Source organism: Paenibacillus haidiansis (genome assembly GCF_036553665.1).
GTDB lineage: Bacteria > Bacillota > Bacilli > Paenibacillales > Paenibacillaceae > Fontibacillus > Fontibacillus haidiansis.
In genome coordinates this window covers 288346-305805 of the sequence record NZ_JAZHPZ010000002.1, presented here as the reverse complement: position 1 = coordinate 305805, position 17460 = coordinate 288346, and the positions used below count along the sequence as shown (strand labels likewise).

Below are 17460 nucleotides of genomic sequence, written 5' to 3'. Positions count from 1 at the left end.
ATTTTTTGCGAAATTTATTGATTATTTATAGTGTTTTATATATAATCATTCTTGCTTTAATTTTTAAAATCTGAAATGGAGGTTAGTGAATTGGGTAAGGCTCTTATTATTGGTGCTGGCGGTGTGGCCAGTGTGGTAGTTCACAAATGTTGCCAGAATCCTGATGTGTTTGAGGAGATTTGTATCGCAAGCAGGACACTGTCCAAATGCGACGCCCTTAAAGACAAACTGGATGGCGGCCGCACAAAAATTCATACCGCAAAGGTTGATGCGGATAATACGGATGAGGTAATCGCACTGATTAAGAGCTTTGGCCCCGACGTTGTGATCAACGTTGCGCTTCCGTATCAGGATCTGACGATTATGGACGCTTGCCTCGCCACAGGCGTTCATTACGTGGATACTGCAAATTATGAACCGCCGGATGTTCCGAAATTCGAATATAAATGGCAATGGGCTTATAAGGAAAGATTCGAAAAAGCCGGAATTACCGCCCTGCTGGGCAGCGGCTTCGATCCTGGAGTAACCGGAGTATTTGTCGCTTATGCGCAAAAGCACCATTTTGACGAAATTCATTCCATCGATATTGTGGATGCCAACGGGGGCGACCATGGGTATCCGTTTGCGACCAACTTTAACCCGGAAATCAACATCCGTGAGATTACTGCGAACGGCCGTTACTGGGAAGAAGGAAAATGGATCGAAACCGCTCCGCTCGAAATGAAGAAGACTTATGATTTGCCGGAAATCGGCCCGAAAAATATTTATCTGTTGTACCATGAAGAACTGGAGTCTTTGGCCGTGAATATCAAAGGCTTGAAACGGATCAGATTCTGGATGACCTTCTCCGACAACTACCTGAACCATTTGAAGGTTCTCGAAAATGTAGGCATGACGTCGATCAAGCCGATCATGTACGAAGGCAAAGAGATTATTCCGTTGCAATTCCTGAAAGAGATTTTGCCGGACCCGGCCACGCTCGGACCGAGAACGAAAGGCAAAACGAATATCGGCTGCATCATTCAAGGGATGAAAGACGGCAAGCCGAAAACGTATTATGTATACAACGTATGCGACCATCAGGAATGCTACCAAGAAGTCGGCTCGCAGGCGATTTCCTATACAACCGGGGTTCCGGCCATGATCGGCGCGATGATGATCATGAAAGGGCTCTGGAAGAAACCGGGCGTATTCAATGTGGAAGAGTTCGATCCGGATCCGTTCATGGACGCACTCAACAAATACGGATTGCCGTGGAAGGAAGAATTTGCGCCGGTACTGCTCGATCCGGTTGAGGTTCTGGCATGAGTCTGGATTTTAACGCATTGCCTTCGCCATGCTTTGTCGTGGATGAAGCGCTTCTCAAGCGAAACCTTGAAATATTGGACTCCGTTCAACAGCGCACGGGCTGCAATATCCTGCTTGCACTTAAAGGATTCGCGATGCATTCCACGTTTCCTTTAGTCGGTCAATATCTTAAAGGGATTACCGCCAGCTCTTTAAATGAGGCGAGACTCGGCTATGAGAAAATGGGCAAAGAGGTTCATGCTTACGCGCCGGCCTACGTAGAATCGGAATTTGACGAGCTGCTGCAATATTGCGATCATATCGTATTTAATTCATTCAACCAATGGAATAAATACAAGGCGAAAGTCCAAGGCGTTCAGGGGAAAAAGATCGAATGCGGCATTCGAATAAATCCTGAGTACTCGGAGAGCCATACGCCGATCTATGATCCTTGCTACAATCATTCGCGTCTGGGCGTTACCTTGTCGGGCTTCAAGCCCGAAGAATTGGACGGCATAGACGGACTCCATTTCCATACGCTATGCCAGCAAAATTCGGATACGCTCGAGCGCACGGTTCAAGTGGTCGAAGAGAAGTTCGGAGAATATCTCCACAAGCTGAAATGGATCAATTTCGGCGGCGGCCACCATATTACGCGTCCCGACTACGATATTGAAACCTTGGTCCGGGTCATTAACCGGATCAAGGACAAATACGGTGTACAAGTCTACCTGGAGCCGGGCGAAGCCGTTGCTTTAAATACCGGATTCCTGGTCGCCACGGTGCTCGATATTATCGAGAACGGCATGAATATCGGGATTTTGGATACTTCGGCCGCATGCCATATGCCGGACGTGCTGGAAATGCCTTACCGCCCGGAAATTATCGGGGCGGGCATGCCGAACGAGAAGGCGTATACGTACCGTTTCGGCGGGCTGACTTGCCTGGCCGGGGACGTGATCGGCGATTATTCGTTCGACCAGCCTTTACAGCCGGGAGACCGGCTCGTATTTACCGACATGGCGATCTATTCCATGGTCAAGACCAACACCTTCAACGGCGTGAATCTGCCGTCGATCGCCAGCTATAACGAGCAAGAAGGAATCAAGATCATCCGGCAATTCGGATACGAGGATTTCAGTTCACGGTTGTCATAACAGATTAGGACAGGAGCCATGCGCGGCTCCTGTCCTTTTTTGCATAATTTTTCTGCGGAGCAATTTGCTTATGGTTAAAAAATCACTTGAGTTCTAGGAAAATACAGGATATTGTCTTGATAAAGCTTTTTGCAGACTTCAAGCGACCTGAACACAAGGGATGGCAGAAAGAAGGAATCAATATGAAGGTCCAGTTATCGATTTTATCCAAACATGAGCAGGAGCTTTTTTACAACCTCTATAATCTCTATTTGTACGAACTGTCGTCATATACGCGGGAGGATATTCGGGAGAACGGCAAATACGACATGGGTAATAATTACTTATACTTGGAGAAAGAGGCGTTATTCCCGTACCTGATCTCGGCGGACAGCCGGATCGCGGGATTTGTGCTGATGTGCACGCCGCCCTATACGCCAAAGGGGATTCAGTTTTCGATCCAGGAATTGTTTCTGTTAAGAAAGTACAGAGGTCAGAATCTGGCCGCGGAAGCGGTGCGGCGGATATTCAGATTGCATCCGGGCAGCTATCATATCGAACAGCTGGCCAATAATCAGCCGGCCGTCTCTTTTTGGAAAAAGTTATATACAAAATTAAATATCGCATACAAGGAAGAACTTAATTCGATCGAAATGGACGGATTGCCGGGAGTTCATCATATTTTATCGCAAACCTTCTCCGTCTAGCGCCGTCGTATCGCTCATATTCTGTTTGATCACTAACAGAAAGGATGATGAAGTTATGGGATGGTTCGAACCGATCAACATCGTGGATAAATATAACCGGATCATCGGTATCCGAACCGCGGTTCCCGAGGACGCCGCGAAAATTTTAGCCCATACCCGGGCCGTTATATCGACCGAATCGTATCTGCTCACCGTACCCGAAGAGTTTGATATGACCGCCGAGCAGGAACGCGAGTGGATCGAATCCATGTTGAATCATGAGAACAGCTTGATTCTGGTTGCGGAAGAAGGCGAACGGCTGGTCGGGACCCTGGATTTCCACAGCGGGCAGAAGCAGCGCACCGCCCATACCGGATCTTTCGGAATGAGCGTCCGCGGCGATTATCAGGCGGGAGGGATCGGAAGAGCGCTGCTGCAAGCGTTGATCGACTGGGCGAAGAAGCGCAGCGGCATCGAAAAAATCAACCTCGAAGTATTCGCGAACAACACGAAGGCGATAGAATTGTACCGCAAAACGGGCTTTACCCAGGAAAGCCTGATGCGCAAGCAGATTAAGCTGCAGGACGGCAACTATGAGGATGTCATCGGGATGAGCTTGTTTTTGGATACGGTATGAGAGGAAGGGAAGGCGTATGAAGCTGGCTTTCGTCGTCTTTGACGGACTGACCTTTTTGGACTTGATCGGGTTTTACGATGTGATTTACAGGCTTAACTTGTTTGAACAAACCAAAGGGCTGACATGGGATTTTTGCGGTCCTGCGGAAGAGGTCAAAGACGAATTGGGGCTGACGGTCAAGGTGGGCAAAGTGTATCCTGATCTTTCGGCATACGATTTGATCTTTGTTCCCGGCGGGATGGGGACGAGAAGCCTTCGGTTTGACGAAACCTTCGTTTCCTGGCTTCGGCAGGCCGAACATTGCCGGTATATCGTGTCGGTCTGTACCGGATCGCTGCTGCTCGGGGCGGCGGGTTATCTGCACGGCAAAAGGGCGACGACTCATCCCGGCTCGTACGACCTGCTGGAACCTTATTGCCGGGAAGTCGTCAAGATGAGGATCGTAAGAGACGGAAATGTAATCACCGCCGGCGGCGTCGCTACTTTGATCGATCTTGCGTTGTATATGGTGAATATGCTCGCCGGAGAAGACGCGGCCCTGCAGGTTAAGAGGCAGATCGATTATCCTTATGAGGCCGAAGGGATCTGCGAATTTTAGACTGTCTGAGAAAGGAGCGGGACAAAGAGTGAGCCAAATCGTCAAAAATTATTACGATGACGGCGCCGAGCAGGAATGGGAGCGGCTGAGCGATCCCTACAATCAAGTCGAATGGATGTCGACCTTGCGGCTGATGGACCGGTATTTGCCGGATGCCGGGCATATTTGCGATATCGGCTCGGGGCCGGGAAGATATGCGATGGAACTGCTGCAGCAGGGCTATCGGGTTACTTTGTTCGATTTGTCGGCCAACGAGCTGAATATCGCAAGGAAGAACATCGAAGAGCTCGGGCTGCAGGCGGAAGCATACATATGCGAAGATGCGAGAAATTTGCGGGTTCTGGGTGCGGAAGCCTATGACGGGGCGCTCGTGCTCGGACCTTTATATCATGTATTGGAGGAAGCGGAGCGGCTGGAGATGGTCAAACAGGTTCACAGAATCCTGAAGCCGGAAGGCACCGCCATTTTTTCGTATATCAATTCCTGGGGATGTCTAAAGGCCGGCGTGACGGAGTTTAGTGAAACATTTCGCGATCCCGAGCGAATTTATGACTATTTGCAAGAGCAGCGGTTCGATGAGCTTCGCGGCTTTACCGAAGCTTATTTTTCGGTTCCGCACAGAGCGCTCGAGGAAGTAAAACGCGGCGGATTTGAGGTGATCTCCTGCGCCGGGGCGGAGAGCTTTCTGGCGGGCATGCGGACGGAGGTAACCCGGCTGTACCGGGAAGACCGCCAGGTATACGAAAACTTGGTGCAGGCGGCCAGCGAAATGAGCGAAGCTCCCCAATACCGGGAGGCTACGGAGCATTTCCTGATTGCCGCGCGGAAGAGTTCTATTTAGGAATAAGGAGCGGAGTTCTTATGGAAAAAAGGATGAACGGCACCTGCCTTGCGCCTTATGAGGCAGGGCTGGAGCTGACGGGAAGCCTGCTGCAGGATGTCGGCACGTTTTTCAAATTGCACGGCGATCAGGACACCTGGGATCATACCTTGAAGGTAACGAGCCAGGCGGTCCGCATCGCGCGGCTGTACGGCGTCGATCCGCAGAAGGCGGAGCAGGCCGCATTGCTTCACGATGTCAGCAATGTGATACCCGTAACGCAGATGCTTCAAGTCGCGAAGCAGCTGCCGATCGAGATCTTGGACGAAGAGCCGGGGTATCCCCGAATTCTGCATCAGAAGCTCTCACGCGCCATGGCGGAAATCATATTCGGCATTGCGGACGAAGATATTTTGAATGCGATCGAATGCCATACGACGTTGAAGCCCGGGGCTACCTTGTTCGACAAAGTGGTATTCATCGCCGATAAAGTGGCTTGGGAGCTGCCGGGAGAGCAAACCTATCTGGATGATATACGCCGCCTGGTCGACGGGCAGAAGCTGGATGAAGCGGCGTTTGCTTATACGGATCATGTGTGGAATCAGCGGGAGCACATGAAGCTGGTGCATCCTTGGCTGATCGAGGCGAGAGAAGAACTGCTGGTGCTGCTCCAGCGCGGGGCCAACCCCCTGAAGCATCATTTGTTGCGCATGTTCGATCAGATGGTGTGGGCCAACGGGGAAATTGTCAATCGGCTGCGAAGCGAAGAGGCGGAAGCCATACCGGAGCGCGCGCTTCGGCTGTTCGGGCATATTTTGGCGGCCGAAGCGGTATGGCTTTCCCGGCTGATCGAACCGAAGGCTCCGGCTAAGATCGCCATATGGTCCGAAGCGCCCCCGAGTCCGGAGCATTGCGAGCGGCAGGCGGCGGAGAATGCGGAGGGGTATCGGCGTTATTTTTCCGGTATCGAAGACGCCCATTTATACCGGGAAATCCATTACCATAGCACCAAAGGCGACCCGTTTACCGGCACCATCATCGATATATTGACGCATGTATTCCTGCATGGAAGTTACCATCGCGGACAAATCGCGACTTCATTGCGCATGGGCGGGCTAACGCCCCCGGAGACCGATTATATCAAGTATTATATTAGACCGGGCAGCGGAAAGGACGGTTTCACCGATGAAGCTTAAATGGCTGGAATGGGCCAAACAAATTCAAGCGATCAGCCAGGCCGGACTGGCTTATTCCAAAGACATTTACGATCTTGAACGGTTTCAAATGCTGCGTGATCTAAGCGTGGAAATCCTGAGCAAGTATACCGGAGTCGAGACGGAGCGGGTGAAGGCGCTGTTCGCCAATGAAACCGGGTATGCGACGCCGAAAGTGGATGTGCGCGGCGTAGTGTTCCGGGACGACAAAATTCTGCTCGTCCGGGAACGGATCGACGGAGCCTGGGCGCTGCCGGGCGGCTGGGCCGATATCGGCCTGTCGCCGAAAGAAGTGGCGGTCAAGGAAGTGAAGGAGGAAGCGGGGCTGGAAGTGTCCCCGGTTCGGCTGCTTGGCGTATTGGACAAGAAATTTCATGACCACCCTCCTGAAGCGTTTCATGTATACAAGATGTTTATTCTTTGCGAAATTACGGGGGGAGCGGCTCAGGCCGGAATGGAAACCTTGCAGGTTGGCTTTTTTGCAGAGGATGAGCTGCCACCGCTATCCGTGGAAAGAAATACGCCGAAACAAATTCAATGGCTGTTCGAAGCGAGAAACAGCCGGCACGATGTATGGCTGGATTAGGAAGGCAGGGGTAAGATGTTTCAACGAATTCATATCTTCGGGGCTTCCGGTTCGGGGACGACGACTTTAGCCCGGGCGCTTGCAAGCGAACTGGGATACTTCCATTTCGATACGGATGATATTTACTGGCTGCCGTCGCAGGAGCCCTTCACGTTAAAGCGCGAGATTCCCGAGCGGCAGGAGATCATTAAAGAGCTTATTTCCCGGCACCCGTCCTGGGTTTGGTCCGGTTCCATGTGCGGATGGGGCGACATGTTCATTCCTTATATCGAGCTCGCCGTGTTCCTGTGGATTCCGGAAGAGGAAAGAATACGGAGACTTTTGGCGCGGGAGGCTTCGAGATACGGGAAAGAGATCGAACCCGGCGGCGGCAGGCACGAGGCCCACCAAGTCTTTATCGACTGGGCCTCCCGGTATGATCGGGGAGGGATGGAGATTCGCAGCCGGACCTTGCATGAAGCATGGCTGTCCGAGCTCCGTTGTCCCGTTCTCCGGCTTGAGGGCGACGGACGGGAGAGCGTCGGCGGGAAGGTTGACCGCGTGTTGGCCGCGATCCGGGAGCTGTAAATATTCTGAATTAATTGAAAGGGAGGCGAGCAACCATGTTAAAGGCATTTATTTTTGATATGGATGGGGTCATTGTCGACAGCGAACCGTTTCACATCGATATCGACATCAAAACGATGAAACATCTGGGGCATGAAGTGGAAGAGAACGTCTTTATCAAATACGTCGGCATGACGAATCCCGAAATGTGGAAATCCGTACGCGAAGAGTTCAGCTTAGTACAATCGGTCGAAGAAATTATCGCCTACCAGTTGGGCCTTAAAATAACGGAGCTGGAGGCGATCGGGATGGAACCGATCGAAGGCATCCGGGAGCTGCTTCTCGATCTTAAAGCCCGCGGCATTCCAGCGGGCATTGCTTCCTCTTCGCCGCGCGTCTTCATTGAAGCGGTGCTGGGGAAGTTCGGGCTGGAGGAATTCTTCGCCGGCATTGCCAGCGGGGAAGAAGTGGAGAAAGGAAAGCCCGCGCCGGATGTTTACCTTGAAGCGGCCCGCCAATTGCGGGTGGAGCCCGAGCACTGCCTCGTCCTGGAGGATTCCCGGTTTGGCGTCGCGGCGGGAAAAGCGGCCGGCATGCGCTGTATCGGATATCTCAATCCGAATTCGGGCTTGCAGGATTTGACGCAGGCGGATGCGGTCGTGAAACGGATTTCCGATATTCATCTTGATGACTGGATGTAAGGAATGCAAGAGATGTAAGAAAGGAACAGTAAATGACTTCTAAATTGATCATCATTGAAGGATTGCCCGGTTCGGGCAAATCGACCTATGCAAGCTGGGCCGGTGAAATACTGGCCGGACAGGGGATGAAGGCAAACCTGTTTACGGAAGGAAATCCGGACCATCCCGCCGACTATGACGGCGTAGCCTGTTATAGCGAAGCGGAATACCTGAGGCTGCTCGGAGATATGGAGGCATATCGTCCTATCCTTGAGAACCACTCGGAGCGGCGGGGAGAATACCGTTTTATTCCATACCGCAAATTGAAAGAAGCGTACGCCCCGGATTTTCCCGATGAACTGGTCGGTATACTGATGCAAACCGATGTTTATGAGCTGCCCTTTGAACGGAACGCGGAAGTGATCGCGGAGAAGTGGTCGCATTTTGCCGATCAGGCTGCGGCGCAGGACGGGATTTACATATTTGAGTGCTGTTTTATACAGAATCCGCTGACGGTGGGCCTGGTTAAATATAACGTTCCGCAAACGGATGTTCTTGAGTATGTGAAAAGGCTGGAGCAAAGCGTCCTGAAGCTGGAACCGGTGCTGATCTATATCGATCAGGACGATGTGGAGCGTTCGTTTCTTAAAGCGGTCGCGGAGCGGCCGCGCGAGTGGGCGGACGGCTTTATCGATTACTACACGAATCAAGGATACGGACTAAGCCGCGGCCTCACCGGTATTGAAGGCACGATTGAAGTATTGAGGCACAAGCGTAAGCTCGCCGGGGAGATCATGGGCCGCTTGCAAATCCCCACAAAGGTGATCAACAATACGGCATTTGATCCGGTTAGGGGCAGGAGCGAGCTGCAAGGGATTCTGGAATCGCTTATCGTAACGGGCGGATGATCCGGCCGCTCGGAAAGGAAGGTGAAGGAAAGATGAGCTTGCCTGACGAAACCGGAAGCAGACTGGAATATCTGTTGGAAGGAACTTCTGTGCAGAGAGAAGTGTACCGGTTGTTAAAGCAATATCGCTTGTTCGAGATTTTGGAGGCTTATGATCCGGTTTTGGCGGGGACGGTCCCGCTCGATATCCAAATTGCGGGAAGCGACCTGGATATCCTGTGCGAGGTTCATGATTTTGCGGCCTTTGAAGCAATGGTGGAGCGGCATTTTGCCCATTTACCCGGCTTTGCGCTAGTCCGGCGCAGGGTAGAAGGGATCGAAAGGGTGAAAGTCAATTTTAATTGCGGGGATTGGCCGGTCGAACTGTTCGGACAACCGGTCCCGACTGCGGTGCAGAACGGGTACAGGCACATGATGGTGGAAGCGAGGATGCTGCGGCTGTATGGAGAATCGTTCAAGCGGCGCATCATCAAGCTGAAGCAAGGGGGTCTCAAGACCGAGCCGGCTTTTGCCCGTTTGCTTCGGCTGGAAGGCGATCCGTACCGGGAACTGCTTGCTCTGGAGAACCGGAAAGATCAGGAGCTGTTGGCTTTAATCGAGGAGGAGATTCATATTGAATCAGGGAGCAATGATCGGTCAGGGTAGAACCGCCGAAGTTTACGGTTATGGGGAAGGGAAAATTCTGAAGCTGTACCGTCCCGGCTTTCCCCTGGCGGCGATCAGGGAGGAATATGAAGCCTCAAAGCTGGTCTGCACTTTGGATCTCGACGCTCCGCAAACCTATGAAATGATCGAATCCGAACATCGCATGGGCATCGTTTATGAATATGCGGAGGGGCAGACTTTGCTGAACCGCATTTCAACCAAGCCTTGGACGGTTGCGGCGGGCGCGAGGCTTATGGCCGAGCTGCATTTCCGGATGCACCGGCAACAGGCCGGGCTGAAACGGAATCAGCATGACGCGCTGCGCCAGTCTATCCAATCTACCGATTTGCTGGATGAGCGTGAAAAGCGGACGATTACCGTCTTTCTGGATTCGCTTCCGAGAGCGGACAGTCTTTGTCATGGGGATTTCCATCCGGATAATATTCTGGTGGGCGATAGAAATTGGGTCATCGACTGGATGAATGCCGTTTCCGGCAATCCGGCCGCGGACGTGGCGCGGACCGTTCTGCTGCTGAGCCACGGCAGCATGCCCGAAGGGATCCCCGCAATTCAGCGGGGAATCGTTCAGTTTATCCGATCGCGGCTGAGAAACACCTATATCAAGCGGTATTTCCAATTATCCAAGCTCTCCTATCCCGAAGTGGAGCGCTGGATGCTCCCCGTCGCCGCCGCCAGGTTGATGGAGGGGGTGCCGGAGGCGGAAAAGCTGGCCCTGGTCAAAATGATTCGTGCCGGACTCGACAAAATGTAGCAGATGAACATTAGGAAGGTGAGATTATGCCCCATTTGATTGGCGAGAGAATTACCCTCCGGGAGTACCGGATGGAAGATTTGCCCCATATCCGCAGTTGGGTGAACGACGAAGAAATTACGGACACGTTAAGCGATATCTTTTTGTTTCCGCAAACCCATCATAATACGGAATCGTTTCTGCGCTCGATGGTAGAAGGCACTTCCGCCAGCAAAGGCTTCGTCATTGCCGAGAAGGACACGCTGGATTATATCGGGCAAATCGATTTGCATAAGCTGGACTGGAAAAACCGTTCGGCCGTCATGGGCATCGTTATCGGAAGAAAGGACATGCTCGGTCAAGGCTACGGGCGTGAAGCGATCAAGCTATTGCTCGGCTTTGTATTCGACACGCTCAATTTAAACCGGCTAGAGCTGGAGGTGCTCGGCAACAACGAGCGCGGCCGCCGCTGCTACTTGAGCTGCGGGTTCAAGGAGGAAGGAACCATCCGGCAGAAAATATTCAAACGCGGTAAATATATCGATGTGCAGCTGATGAGCATTTTGGCGGAGGAGTACCGCGCATTGTAACGGCAAAAGTCACAGCCGCTAGCGGCTCGCATGGCTCACATGTTGATTCCTGCGAAAATGCATCAACTTCGTCCCATAACCCGCCAACGGGCCGAATTATGAAAAAATTCCTGCACTCTATAGCAGGAATTTTTTTCTGTACATGGAGACATCAACGCAATAATTGCATTTTTGCAGGAATTTCGCTCTCTTTCCGGTTTGGTTTGCTTGCGTCCCCTTATCCGGTTTAATTCCCGACCTAACCTTCGAGTAGCTTCTTGAGCTTCAGCTCCGTCGCCGTCTGCGGCGCGGGCGTATAAATGCTCATCCGCAAATCGGCCTCGCCCTGGACCTGCAAGGATGACAGATTGAACAGCATCTTTCCGGCTTTCGCGTGACGGAATTCGACCATCACCTCGGGGGCCGCGCTGACCTCGCTCTGATTCCAGAGCTCCTTGAAATCGGGATACTGTGCCGACATCCGCTCGATAAAATCGGAATACCACGGGTCGGCGACATATTGTCCGTAGTAGGCGCGGAATATCGCCAGGAACCCTTTGACGAAATCGGCCCAGTTTACGGCCAGGCTGCGCAGCTCCTTTTTGTGGAATAACAGGTAGATCAGGTTTCTGTCCGGATCAGGTATCTGCTGGAAGTTGAGAAACACCTGGGCCGCCGCCGGATTCCAGCCGACGATATGGCAATGGCGATCCGAAATCAGCGTCGGACAATATTTCAGCTCCTCCAAAATTTTGTGCAGCGACGGGTTAATGACGGCTTTCTTCTCGCCGCTCAGCTCCGGATGAAATCCGTTATCCAGCGCGAGATCGAACAAATATTTGCGCTCGTCGCCGTTCAGGCGCAGCGCCCCGGAGATCGCGTCCAGAACGGAAGCGGACACCTTGATATCGCGGCCCTGCTCCAGCCAGGTATACCAGGTGGTGCTGACTCCGGCCAACTGGGCGACCTCCTCGCGTCGTAAACCGGGTGTTCTGCGGCGCGAGCCGAGCGGCAGTCCGACGGCGTTCGGATGCAGTTTGGCCCGCTGGCCCGTCAAAAATTGCGCTAAAGCCTTGCGGCGCGGATCGTCTTGCATATTATGGATAACCTCCTGTCATATGGCCAAGTCATTATTGTATTATCTATTATACTAGGATAACTAAAAACTTGTAATAGGATAACTACGCGATAAAATAAGGACAATGGCGTTTATTGGAATGGCCAGACGGATATAAAGGAGGCACCAGATATGGAACTTAACCAACAAAGAGTCGTCGTGACCGGCATGGGCATCATCTCCCCGCTCGGCAACGATGTGGACACGTTTTGGAGCAAGCTCAAAACAGGACAATCAGGCATTTCCACTATAGAAACCGATGATTTTGACATTGCGCAATTTGCGACCCGGATTGCGGGCCAAGTCCGGGAGTTCGATCCCGAGGCGGTCTTCGGCCGGAAAGAGGCGCGGAAGATGGACCGCTTCGTCCAGTTCGCCCTGTATGCCGCGGAGCAGGCGGTGCAGGATGCCCGCCTTGATACGGAGCGCATCGATAGGGAGCGCTTCGGCGTGTATGTCGGCTCCGGAATCGGCGGCATCAAGACGCTGACCGACAATATGGAGGCGTATCAAAGCCGCGGCCCGGGCCGGGTCAGTCCGAGCCTCGTGCCGATGATGATCTCCAATATGGCGGCGGCGCAGATCAGCATCCGCTTCGGGGCGATGGGGCCGACGATGGCGCCGGTGACCGCCTGCTCGATCGGCAATACCGCGATCGGCGAAGCGTTTCGGCTCATCTGCGGCGGAGAGGCGGATGTCATCGTCGCCGGCGGCGCGGAAGCGGCGATCCACCCGCTGTCGCTGGCCAGCTTCGGCAACGCCACGGCGCTGTCGAAGCGGGGCGGCGCGCCCGAGCGGGTCAGCCGTCCGTTCGCGGCGGACCGGGACGGCTTCGTCATGGCCGAGGGCGCGGGCATCCTGGTGCTGGAGTCGCTGGAGAACGCCCTGCGCCGGGGCGCCCCGATCCATGGCGAAGTGATCGGCTACGGCGCCAGCTCCGACGCCTATCATGTCGTCGCTTCGCATCCGGAGGGAACGGGCGCCTACCTGGCGATGAAGCGCGCGCTGCAATCGGCCGGCATCGATCCGGCCGAGGTCGATGTCGTCAGCGCCCATGCGACGAGCACCCAGGTCGGCGATTCGGCCGAAACCAAGGCACTCAAGCGGCTGTTCGGGGAAGCGGCGTACCGCATTCCCGTAACCGCGAACAAATCGATGACCGGGCATATGTTCGGCGCCGCGGGGGGCGCGGAGGCCATCGCGCTGGTAAAGAGCCTGGGGGAAGGCGTGATTCCCCCGACGATCAATCTCGAGCAGCCCGATCCGGAATGCGATCTGGATTACGTCCCGGGGGCGGCCCGGGAGGCTGCCCTGAACATCGGCATCTCCAATTCATTCGGCTTCGGCGGCCACAACGCCGCTATCGTACTGCGGCGCTATTCGGAATAACGGATCAAATAAACAGCAGCCTGGTTTTTTCTCCAGGCTGCTGTTTTCATGATGATACTGTATCGAGGGGAGTAAGGTGGAAATATCGGTCCGCGTCCGTGTTATTTTTGCGGAAATCGCTCGGCGTGCAGCCGGTCCAGGCCGCGAACTGGCGGCTGAAGCTCTGCACGTTCTCGTATCCGATGCGGTATGCGATCCGCTCGATCGTATCGCTGGTGGTAGCGAGCATATGCATCGCTTCCTGTTGCTTGAGGACCATGAGGTATTCGCGCGGCGGCATGCCGAACGCTTCCCGAAAAATGCGGTGGCAATGCCTGCGGCTTATGCCTAACCGGCGCGAAATATCCTCCAGCCAGTCCGCCGCGGCTTCCCCGTCCGCAGCGGAATCGCGATCATTTTGCCGAAGCACCAACCCCTGGATCTCCCGGGCGATCTCGACCGGAAGTTCGGTTTGGAAGGCGCTGTTACCGGTCGCTTCGCCGGAAGCGAAGAAGTGGTCCTGCATATGGCTGAGAATGGCGAACAATTCCCGCAGCAGAGCCATTTTCTGGCCGTTTTCATCATACAGCAAATCCATCATATTCCGCATTAACGGAACGAGCTTATCGTTTAACGGATGGCCGGACGGGTAAAACCCCTCGTTGCGGGCCCCGATTCTATGCAGGAACGCCCAGTCCTCCAGATGTATGTGCATCGTAAAAAAAGCGGCCCTCTCGGTCTGGCGCGCCTGGAAGTCATGCACCTGCATCGGCGATACGACGATTAAATCGCCTGCCTGCTGCTCATATTCCTCGGCGCCGAGAACGGCCGTCTGGCTTCCCTCCAGCACGAGCAGCATCTCAAGCATCGTATGATGCACATGCCGGCCGCAGATCCACCCTTTTTCGACATGCCGGGTATGGGGGGAGAACAGGCTGACCTCCGACCGGAAATGGGGAAACACCCGCTCCGGATATTTTAAGTTGTTCATGCCGCAAGTCAGCTCCTTGATGTCCGATTTGGTTAAATGTTATGTGAAACGGGGCCGAATATGTTATAGAGAAAGCCGGGCGGTAGACGTATACTAAACACTGTTATTCAGCCCATACATACTACTATCATAAGCGAAAAAGCGGGTGAAACCTATGGCAAAAACGGAATCAAGTCTGGATTATTCCAAAGTCTTCGAGAGCGAACGGGGGGCGAAAATAAAGCCGTTCAGCTTGCTGGCGAAACTTTACCGGGATCATGTCGGCAAGGTGGCGTTGTCGGCGCTCTTTTATACGGTCAAGCATTCTCCGACCTGGGTGTTGTCGATCATTACCGCCAACATCATTAATATCGTAAGCTATCCCGAGCGCCATACGATGCGCGAGTTCTGGATCAATCTGGCGGTCATTATCGTGCTTATTCTGCAAAACATTCCGATGCAGACACTACATATCAGCTATATCAGCAAAGCCGTCCGCCATGTGGAAGCAGGCCTGCGCAGTACGCTGGTCCGCAAAATGCAGCAGCTCTCGCTCAGCTATCACGGCGACATGAACGCCGGACGGCTGCAGTCGAAAATACTGCGCGATGTCGAGGCGATCGATTTTCTATCAAGACAGATGTTCATGAGCATCATACCGGCGGGCATCAACTTGATCATCGTGATCGGGCTGACGCTGTACAACAGCTGGATGGTGTCCTTATTCTTCGTGCTCATGGCCCCGCTGTCGATATTGCTGGCCCGGTTTTTCCGTTCCAAAATGTCGCAGCGCAACCGTGAGGTACGGCGGAATATCGAGGAGATGTCGGGCAAGGTGTCCGAGACGGTGGAGATGATCCCGGTGACCCGGGCTCACGGCCTGGAGGACGTGGAGATCCGCAAGGTCGACTCGGCGCTGCAAAACATCCGCGAACGCGGGCACCGTCTCGACGTGCTGGAAGCCTATTTCGGCTCGGCCAGCTGGGTCGTTTTTCAATTATTCCAGGTAGGCTGTCTCTTCTTTACCGCCTTTTTGGCCTATTTGGGATACATGGAAATCGGCGATATCGTGATGTACCAAAGCTTTTTTAACATGATTATCGGCTCCGTCAGCTCGATTCTGAACGTGTACCCGAATCTGGTCAAGGGCTTCGAATCGCTGCACTCGGTGACCGAGGTGCTGCTGTCTCAGGAAACCGAAGAATACAAAGGCCGGCAGAAGCCGGATAAGATCGTGGGCGAATACCGCTTTGAGGGAGTCAGCTTCCAATACAAAGGCTCGGATCGCCACGTGCTGGACCATTTCTCGCTGGAGGTGAAGCCTGGCGAAACGGTCGCTTTTGTCGGGGAGTCGGGCTCGGGCAAATCGACCATCCTGAATCTGATCATCGGGTTTTACAAACCGCAGGCGGGCAACATTTGGATCGACGGCATCCCGATGAGTGAGCTCAGCATGACCAAATACCGCCAATCTCTGGCGATTGTGCTGCAGAACAACATATTATTTTCCGGAACGATCCGGGAAAATATCACCTACGGACTGCCGCACATTTCCGAGGAGAAGCTGCAGCAGGCGATCTGGATGGCCAACCTGCAGGATGTTATCGACAGCTTGCCGGACGGGCTGGAGACGTCGATCGGCGAGCACGGCGGCCGGCTGTCCGGCGGCCAGCGCCAGCGGATCGCGATCGCCCGGGCGCTCGTCCGCGACCCGCGGATCATCATCCTGGACGAAGCGACATCCGCGCTCGACAATTTGTCGGAGCGCCATGTACAGCAGGCGATGGAGCAGCTCATGCGGGGCAGAACGACCTTCATCGTCGCTCACCGCCTGTCGACCGTCAAGAACGCCGACCGGATCGTCGTCCTGAAGAAAGGCAAGGTCGTCGAGTCGGGCACTTATGACGAACTGCTTGCGCTGAAGGGCGAGTTTTACAAGTTGAAGAATTTGTAGTGATTATATAGTTGAAATTTGATATCATCAGTGATATTATTTATATCACAAATGATATCAGTCATCTATGTTCCTTGACAAAAAAATAGAAAAGAGGTTGTCGCATGAACGAAGTAATTTTCTACACAACCGCGAAGGGAAATTCCGACGTGGAAGACTTCCTTCGAAAACTTGACGCACAAGCAGTTGCCGGCGACAAAAGCTCTGAGGAATTATTGGATAATATCCTTTATGTCATTGACAGAGTGGAGGATGGCATGCCTCACGCGAGAAGCTTGCAGAAGGGAATCCGTGAACTTCGGCCTGGCCCTTATCGTATCACTTATTTCAAATGGAGGGATAAGCTTGTCTTGCTTACAGTGTTTAAGAAGCAATCGCAGCAAACTCCAGCTCATGAAATTGAGCGAGCGGTACGACGAATGAAGGACTGGATTTCGCGTCATGGTAAATAGTAGAACGGGGGTCCTTTGTTCGGCCCCCGAATTCCACAATAGTCCTAGGAGGTGGAAACATATGGACAATAATGAATTTAAAACGTGGAGTAACATAAAAAAAGAACTAAACTATAAGACTTCTTTGGAGAAAGAAGTGATTACCGAGACGGCCCGGCTCGTAAATGAGATTGTGCGCCGACGCAAAGAGACCGGCTTGAGTCAACGTGAAGTAGCCGAAAGGGCTGGCATAACACAAGCTCAAGTCGCGCGATTGGAGACTGCTGCCACTGTCCCGTCGATCGAAACGATATTAAAAGTATCCTTAGCGCTTGGTTTGAAAATCGAATTTTCATTATCCAATGAAGAACAATCTGCCGCCCTAGCCTATTAACAAAATCGTGTGATGTGATGGAATTTGAATACTTCGTTCATGCAGATCTGGAGCCGAAAGGCTCCTCTTTTTTGTGTCCATGCGACTTTTTTGGCAACTTTCCAGCCTCTGGAAACGTCTTTCTGTTTGAATAAACAAATATAGATTTTTCCAGGGGGCGAAAT

At 53.2% G+C, this 17460-nt stretch carries 20 protein-coding genes; 18 read left to right on the top strand and 2 right to left on the bottom strand.

Translation table 11 applies throughout. The features are described from left to right. Positions 1–90 precede the first annotated feature (90 nt). The 14 genes from V3851_RS05755 (at position 91) to V3851_RS05690 (ending at position 11083) form a co-directional block, all read left to right on the top strand. Complete coding sequence (locus V3851_RS05755) at positions 91–1308, top strand: saccharopine dehydrogenase family protein (protein ID WP_331845566.1); 1218 nt, start codon at positions 91–93, stop codon at positions 1306–1308. Continuing rightward, a complete protein-coding gene (gene nspC, locus V3851_RS05750; RefSeq protein WP_331845565.1) occupies positions 1305–2444 on the top strand; it encodes a carboxynorspermidine decarboxylase in 1140 nt (379 codons plus the stop codon). The genes V3851_RS05755 and nspC overlap by 4 nt, the downstream gene beginning before the upstream one ends. Before the next feature lie 182 nt (positions 2445–2626). Then, on the top strand, positions 2627–3130 hold the full coding sequence (locus tag V3851_RS05745) for a GNAT family N-acetyltransferase (RefSeq protein WP_331845564.1): 504 nt from the start codon (positions 2627–2629) through the stop codon (positions 3128–3130). Between the two features lie 55 nt (positions 3131–3185). Then, positions 3186–3746: a GNAT family N-acetyltransferase gene (locus V3851_RS05740; protein ID WP_331845563.1), complete on the top strand. Its 561-nt coding sequence runs from the start codon at positions 3186–3188 to the stop codon at positions 3744–3746. Between the two features lie 16 nt (positions 3747–3762). Beyond that, positions 3763–4344, top strand: a complete 582-nt coding sequence (locus V3851_RS05735; protein ID WP_331845562.1) for a DJ-1/PfpI family protein — start codon at positions 3763–3765, stop codon at positions 4342–4344. Positions 4345–4372: 28 nt separating this feature from the next. Beyond that, positions 4373–5185 (top strand): class I SAM-dependent methyltransferase, encoded by an 813-nt coding sequence (locus tag V3851_RS05730; RefSeq protein ID WP_331845561.1) that lies wholly within the window; start codon positions 4373–4375, stop codon positions 5183–5185. A 20-nt stretch (positions 5186–5205) separates the two neighbouring features. Beyond that, the gene (gene yqeK / locus V3851_RS05725) at positions 5206–6360 is read left to right on the top strand and encodes a bis(5'-nucleosyl)-tetraphosphatase (symmetrical) YqeK (protein ID WP_331845560.1); all 1155 of its coding nucleotides are present in this window, start codon (positions 5206–5208) and stop codon (positions 6358–6360) included. Beyond that, positions 6350–6964, top strand: coding sequence for an NUDIX hydrolase (locus tag V3851_RS05720; protein WP_331845559.1), 615 nt, complete (start codon positions 6350–6352; stop codon positions 6962–6964). The genes yqeK and V3851_RS05720 overlap by 11 nt, the downstream gene beginning before the upstream one ends. A 15-nt stretch (positions 6965–6979) precedes the next feature. Then, positions 6980–7531 carry an AAA family ATPase gene (locus tag V3851_RS05715; RefSeq protein ID WP_331845558.1) on the top strand — a complete coding sequence of 184 codons (552 nt, stop codon included), beginning with the start codon at positions 6980–6982 and terminating at the stop codon, positions 7529–7531. A 35-nt stretch (positions 7532–7566) separates the two neighbouring features. Beyond that, positions 7567–8211 carry an HAD family hydrolase gene (locus tag V3851_RS05710; RefSeq protein ID WP_331845557.1) on the top strand — a complete coding sequence of 215 codons (645 nt, stop codon included), beginning with the start codon at positions 7567–7569 and terminating at the stop codon, positions 8209–8211. Positions 8212–8243: 32 nt separating this feature from the next. Next, complete coding sequence (locus V3851_RS05705; protein ID WP_331845556.1) at positions 8244–9098, top strand: P-loop NTPase family protein; 855 nt, start codon at positions 8244–8246, stop codon at positions 9096–9098. 32 nt (positions 9099–9130) lie between these two features. After that, entirely contained in the window at positions 9131–9742 is a 612-nt protein-coding gene (locus V3851_RS05700) for a DUF4269 domain-containing protein (protein WP_331845555.1), read from the top strand. Then, positions 9711–10514: an aminoglycoside phosphotransferase family protein gene (locus V3851_RS05695; protein WP_331845554.1), complete on the top strand. Its 804-nt coding sequence runs from the start codon at positions 9711–9713 to the stop codon at positions 10512–10514. The genes V3851_RS05700 and V3851_RS05695 overlap by 32 nt, the downstream gene beginning before the upstream one ends. A gap of 26 nt (positions 10515–10540) precedes the next feature. Beyond that, a complete protein-coding gene (locus V3851_RS05690) occupies positions 10541–11083 on the top strand; it encodes a GNAT family N-acetyltransferase (RefSeq protein WP_331845553.1) in 543 nt (180 codons plus the stop codon). Positions 11084–11321: 238 nt separating this feature from the next. On the opposite strand, the gene V3851_RS05685 is transcribed toward V3851_RS05690, so the two are convergent. Continuing rightward, positions 11322–12158 (bottom strand): helix-turn-helix transcriptional regulator, encoded by an 837-nt coding sequence (locus V3851_RS05685; RefSeq protein ID WP_331845552.1) that lies wholly within the window; start codon positions 12156–12158, stop codon positions 11322–11324. A gap of 153 nt (positions 12159–12311) precedes the next feature. Here V3851_RS05685 and fabF point away from each other — a divergent pair, with 153 nt between their 5' ends. Further along, positions 12312–13568 carry a beta-ketoacyl-ACP synthase II gene (fabF, locus tag V3851_RS05680; RefSeq protein WP_331845551.1) on the top strand — a complete coding sequence of 419 codons (1257 nt, stop codon included), beginning with the start codon at positions 12312–12314 and terminating at the stop codon, positions 13566–13568. Positions 13569–13614: 46 nt separating this feature from the next. Here the strand turns inward: fabF and V3851_RS05675 are convergent, their stop codons facing one another. Further along, on the bottom strand, positions 13615–14538 hold the full coding sequence (locus V3851_RS05675; RefSeq protein ID WP_331845550.1) for a helix-turn-helix domain-containing protein: 924 nt from the start codon (positions 14536–14538) through the stop codon (positions 13615–13617). A 154-nt stretch (positions 14539–14692) separates the two neighbouring features. Between V3851_RS05675 and V3851_RS05670 the strand changes: the two genes are divergently transcribed. The 3 genes from V3851_RS05670 (at position 14693) to V3851_RS05660 (ending at position 17296) form a co-directional block, all read left to right on the top strand. Beyond that, the gene (locus tag V3851_RS05670) at positions 14693–16471 is read left to right on the top strand and encodes an ABC transporter ATP-binding protein (protein WP_331845549.1); all 1779 of its coding nucleotides are present in this window, start codon (positions 14693–14695) and stop codon (positions 16469–16471) included. 104 nt (positions 16472–16575) lie between these two features. Further along, positions 16576–16923 carry a type II toxin-antitoxin system RelE/ParE family toxin gene (locus tag V3851_RS05665; RefSeq protein WP_331845548.1) on the top strand — a complete coding sequence of 116 codons (348 nt, stop codon included), beginning with the start codon at positions 16576–16578 and terminating at the stop codon, positions 16921–16923. Between the two features lie 61 nt (positions 16924–16984). After that, on the top strand, positions 16985–17296 hold the full coding sequence (locus tag V3851_RS05660; RefSeq protein ID WP_331845547.1) for a helix-turn-helix domain-containing protein: 312 nt from the start codon (positions 16985–16987) through the stop codon (positions 17294–17296). The last annotated feature ends 164 nt before the right edge of the window (positions 17297–17460 follow it).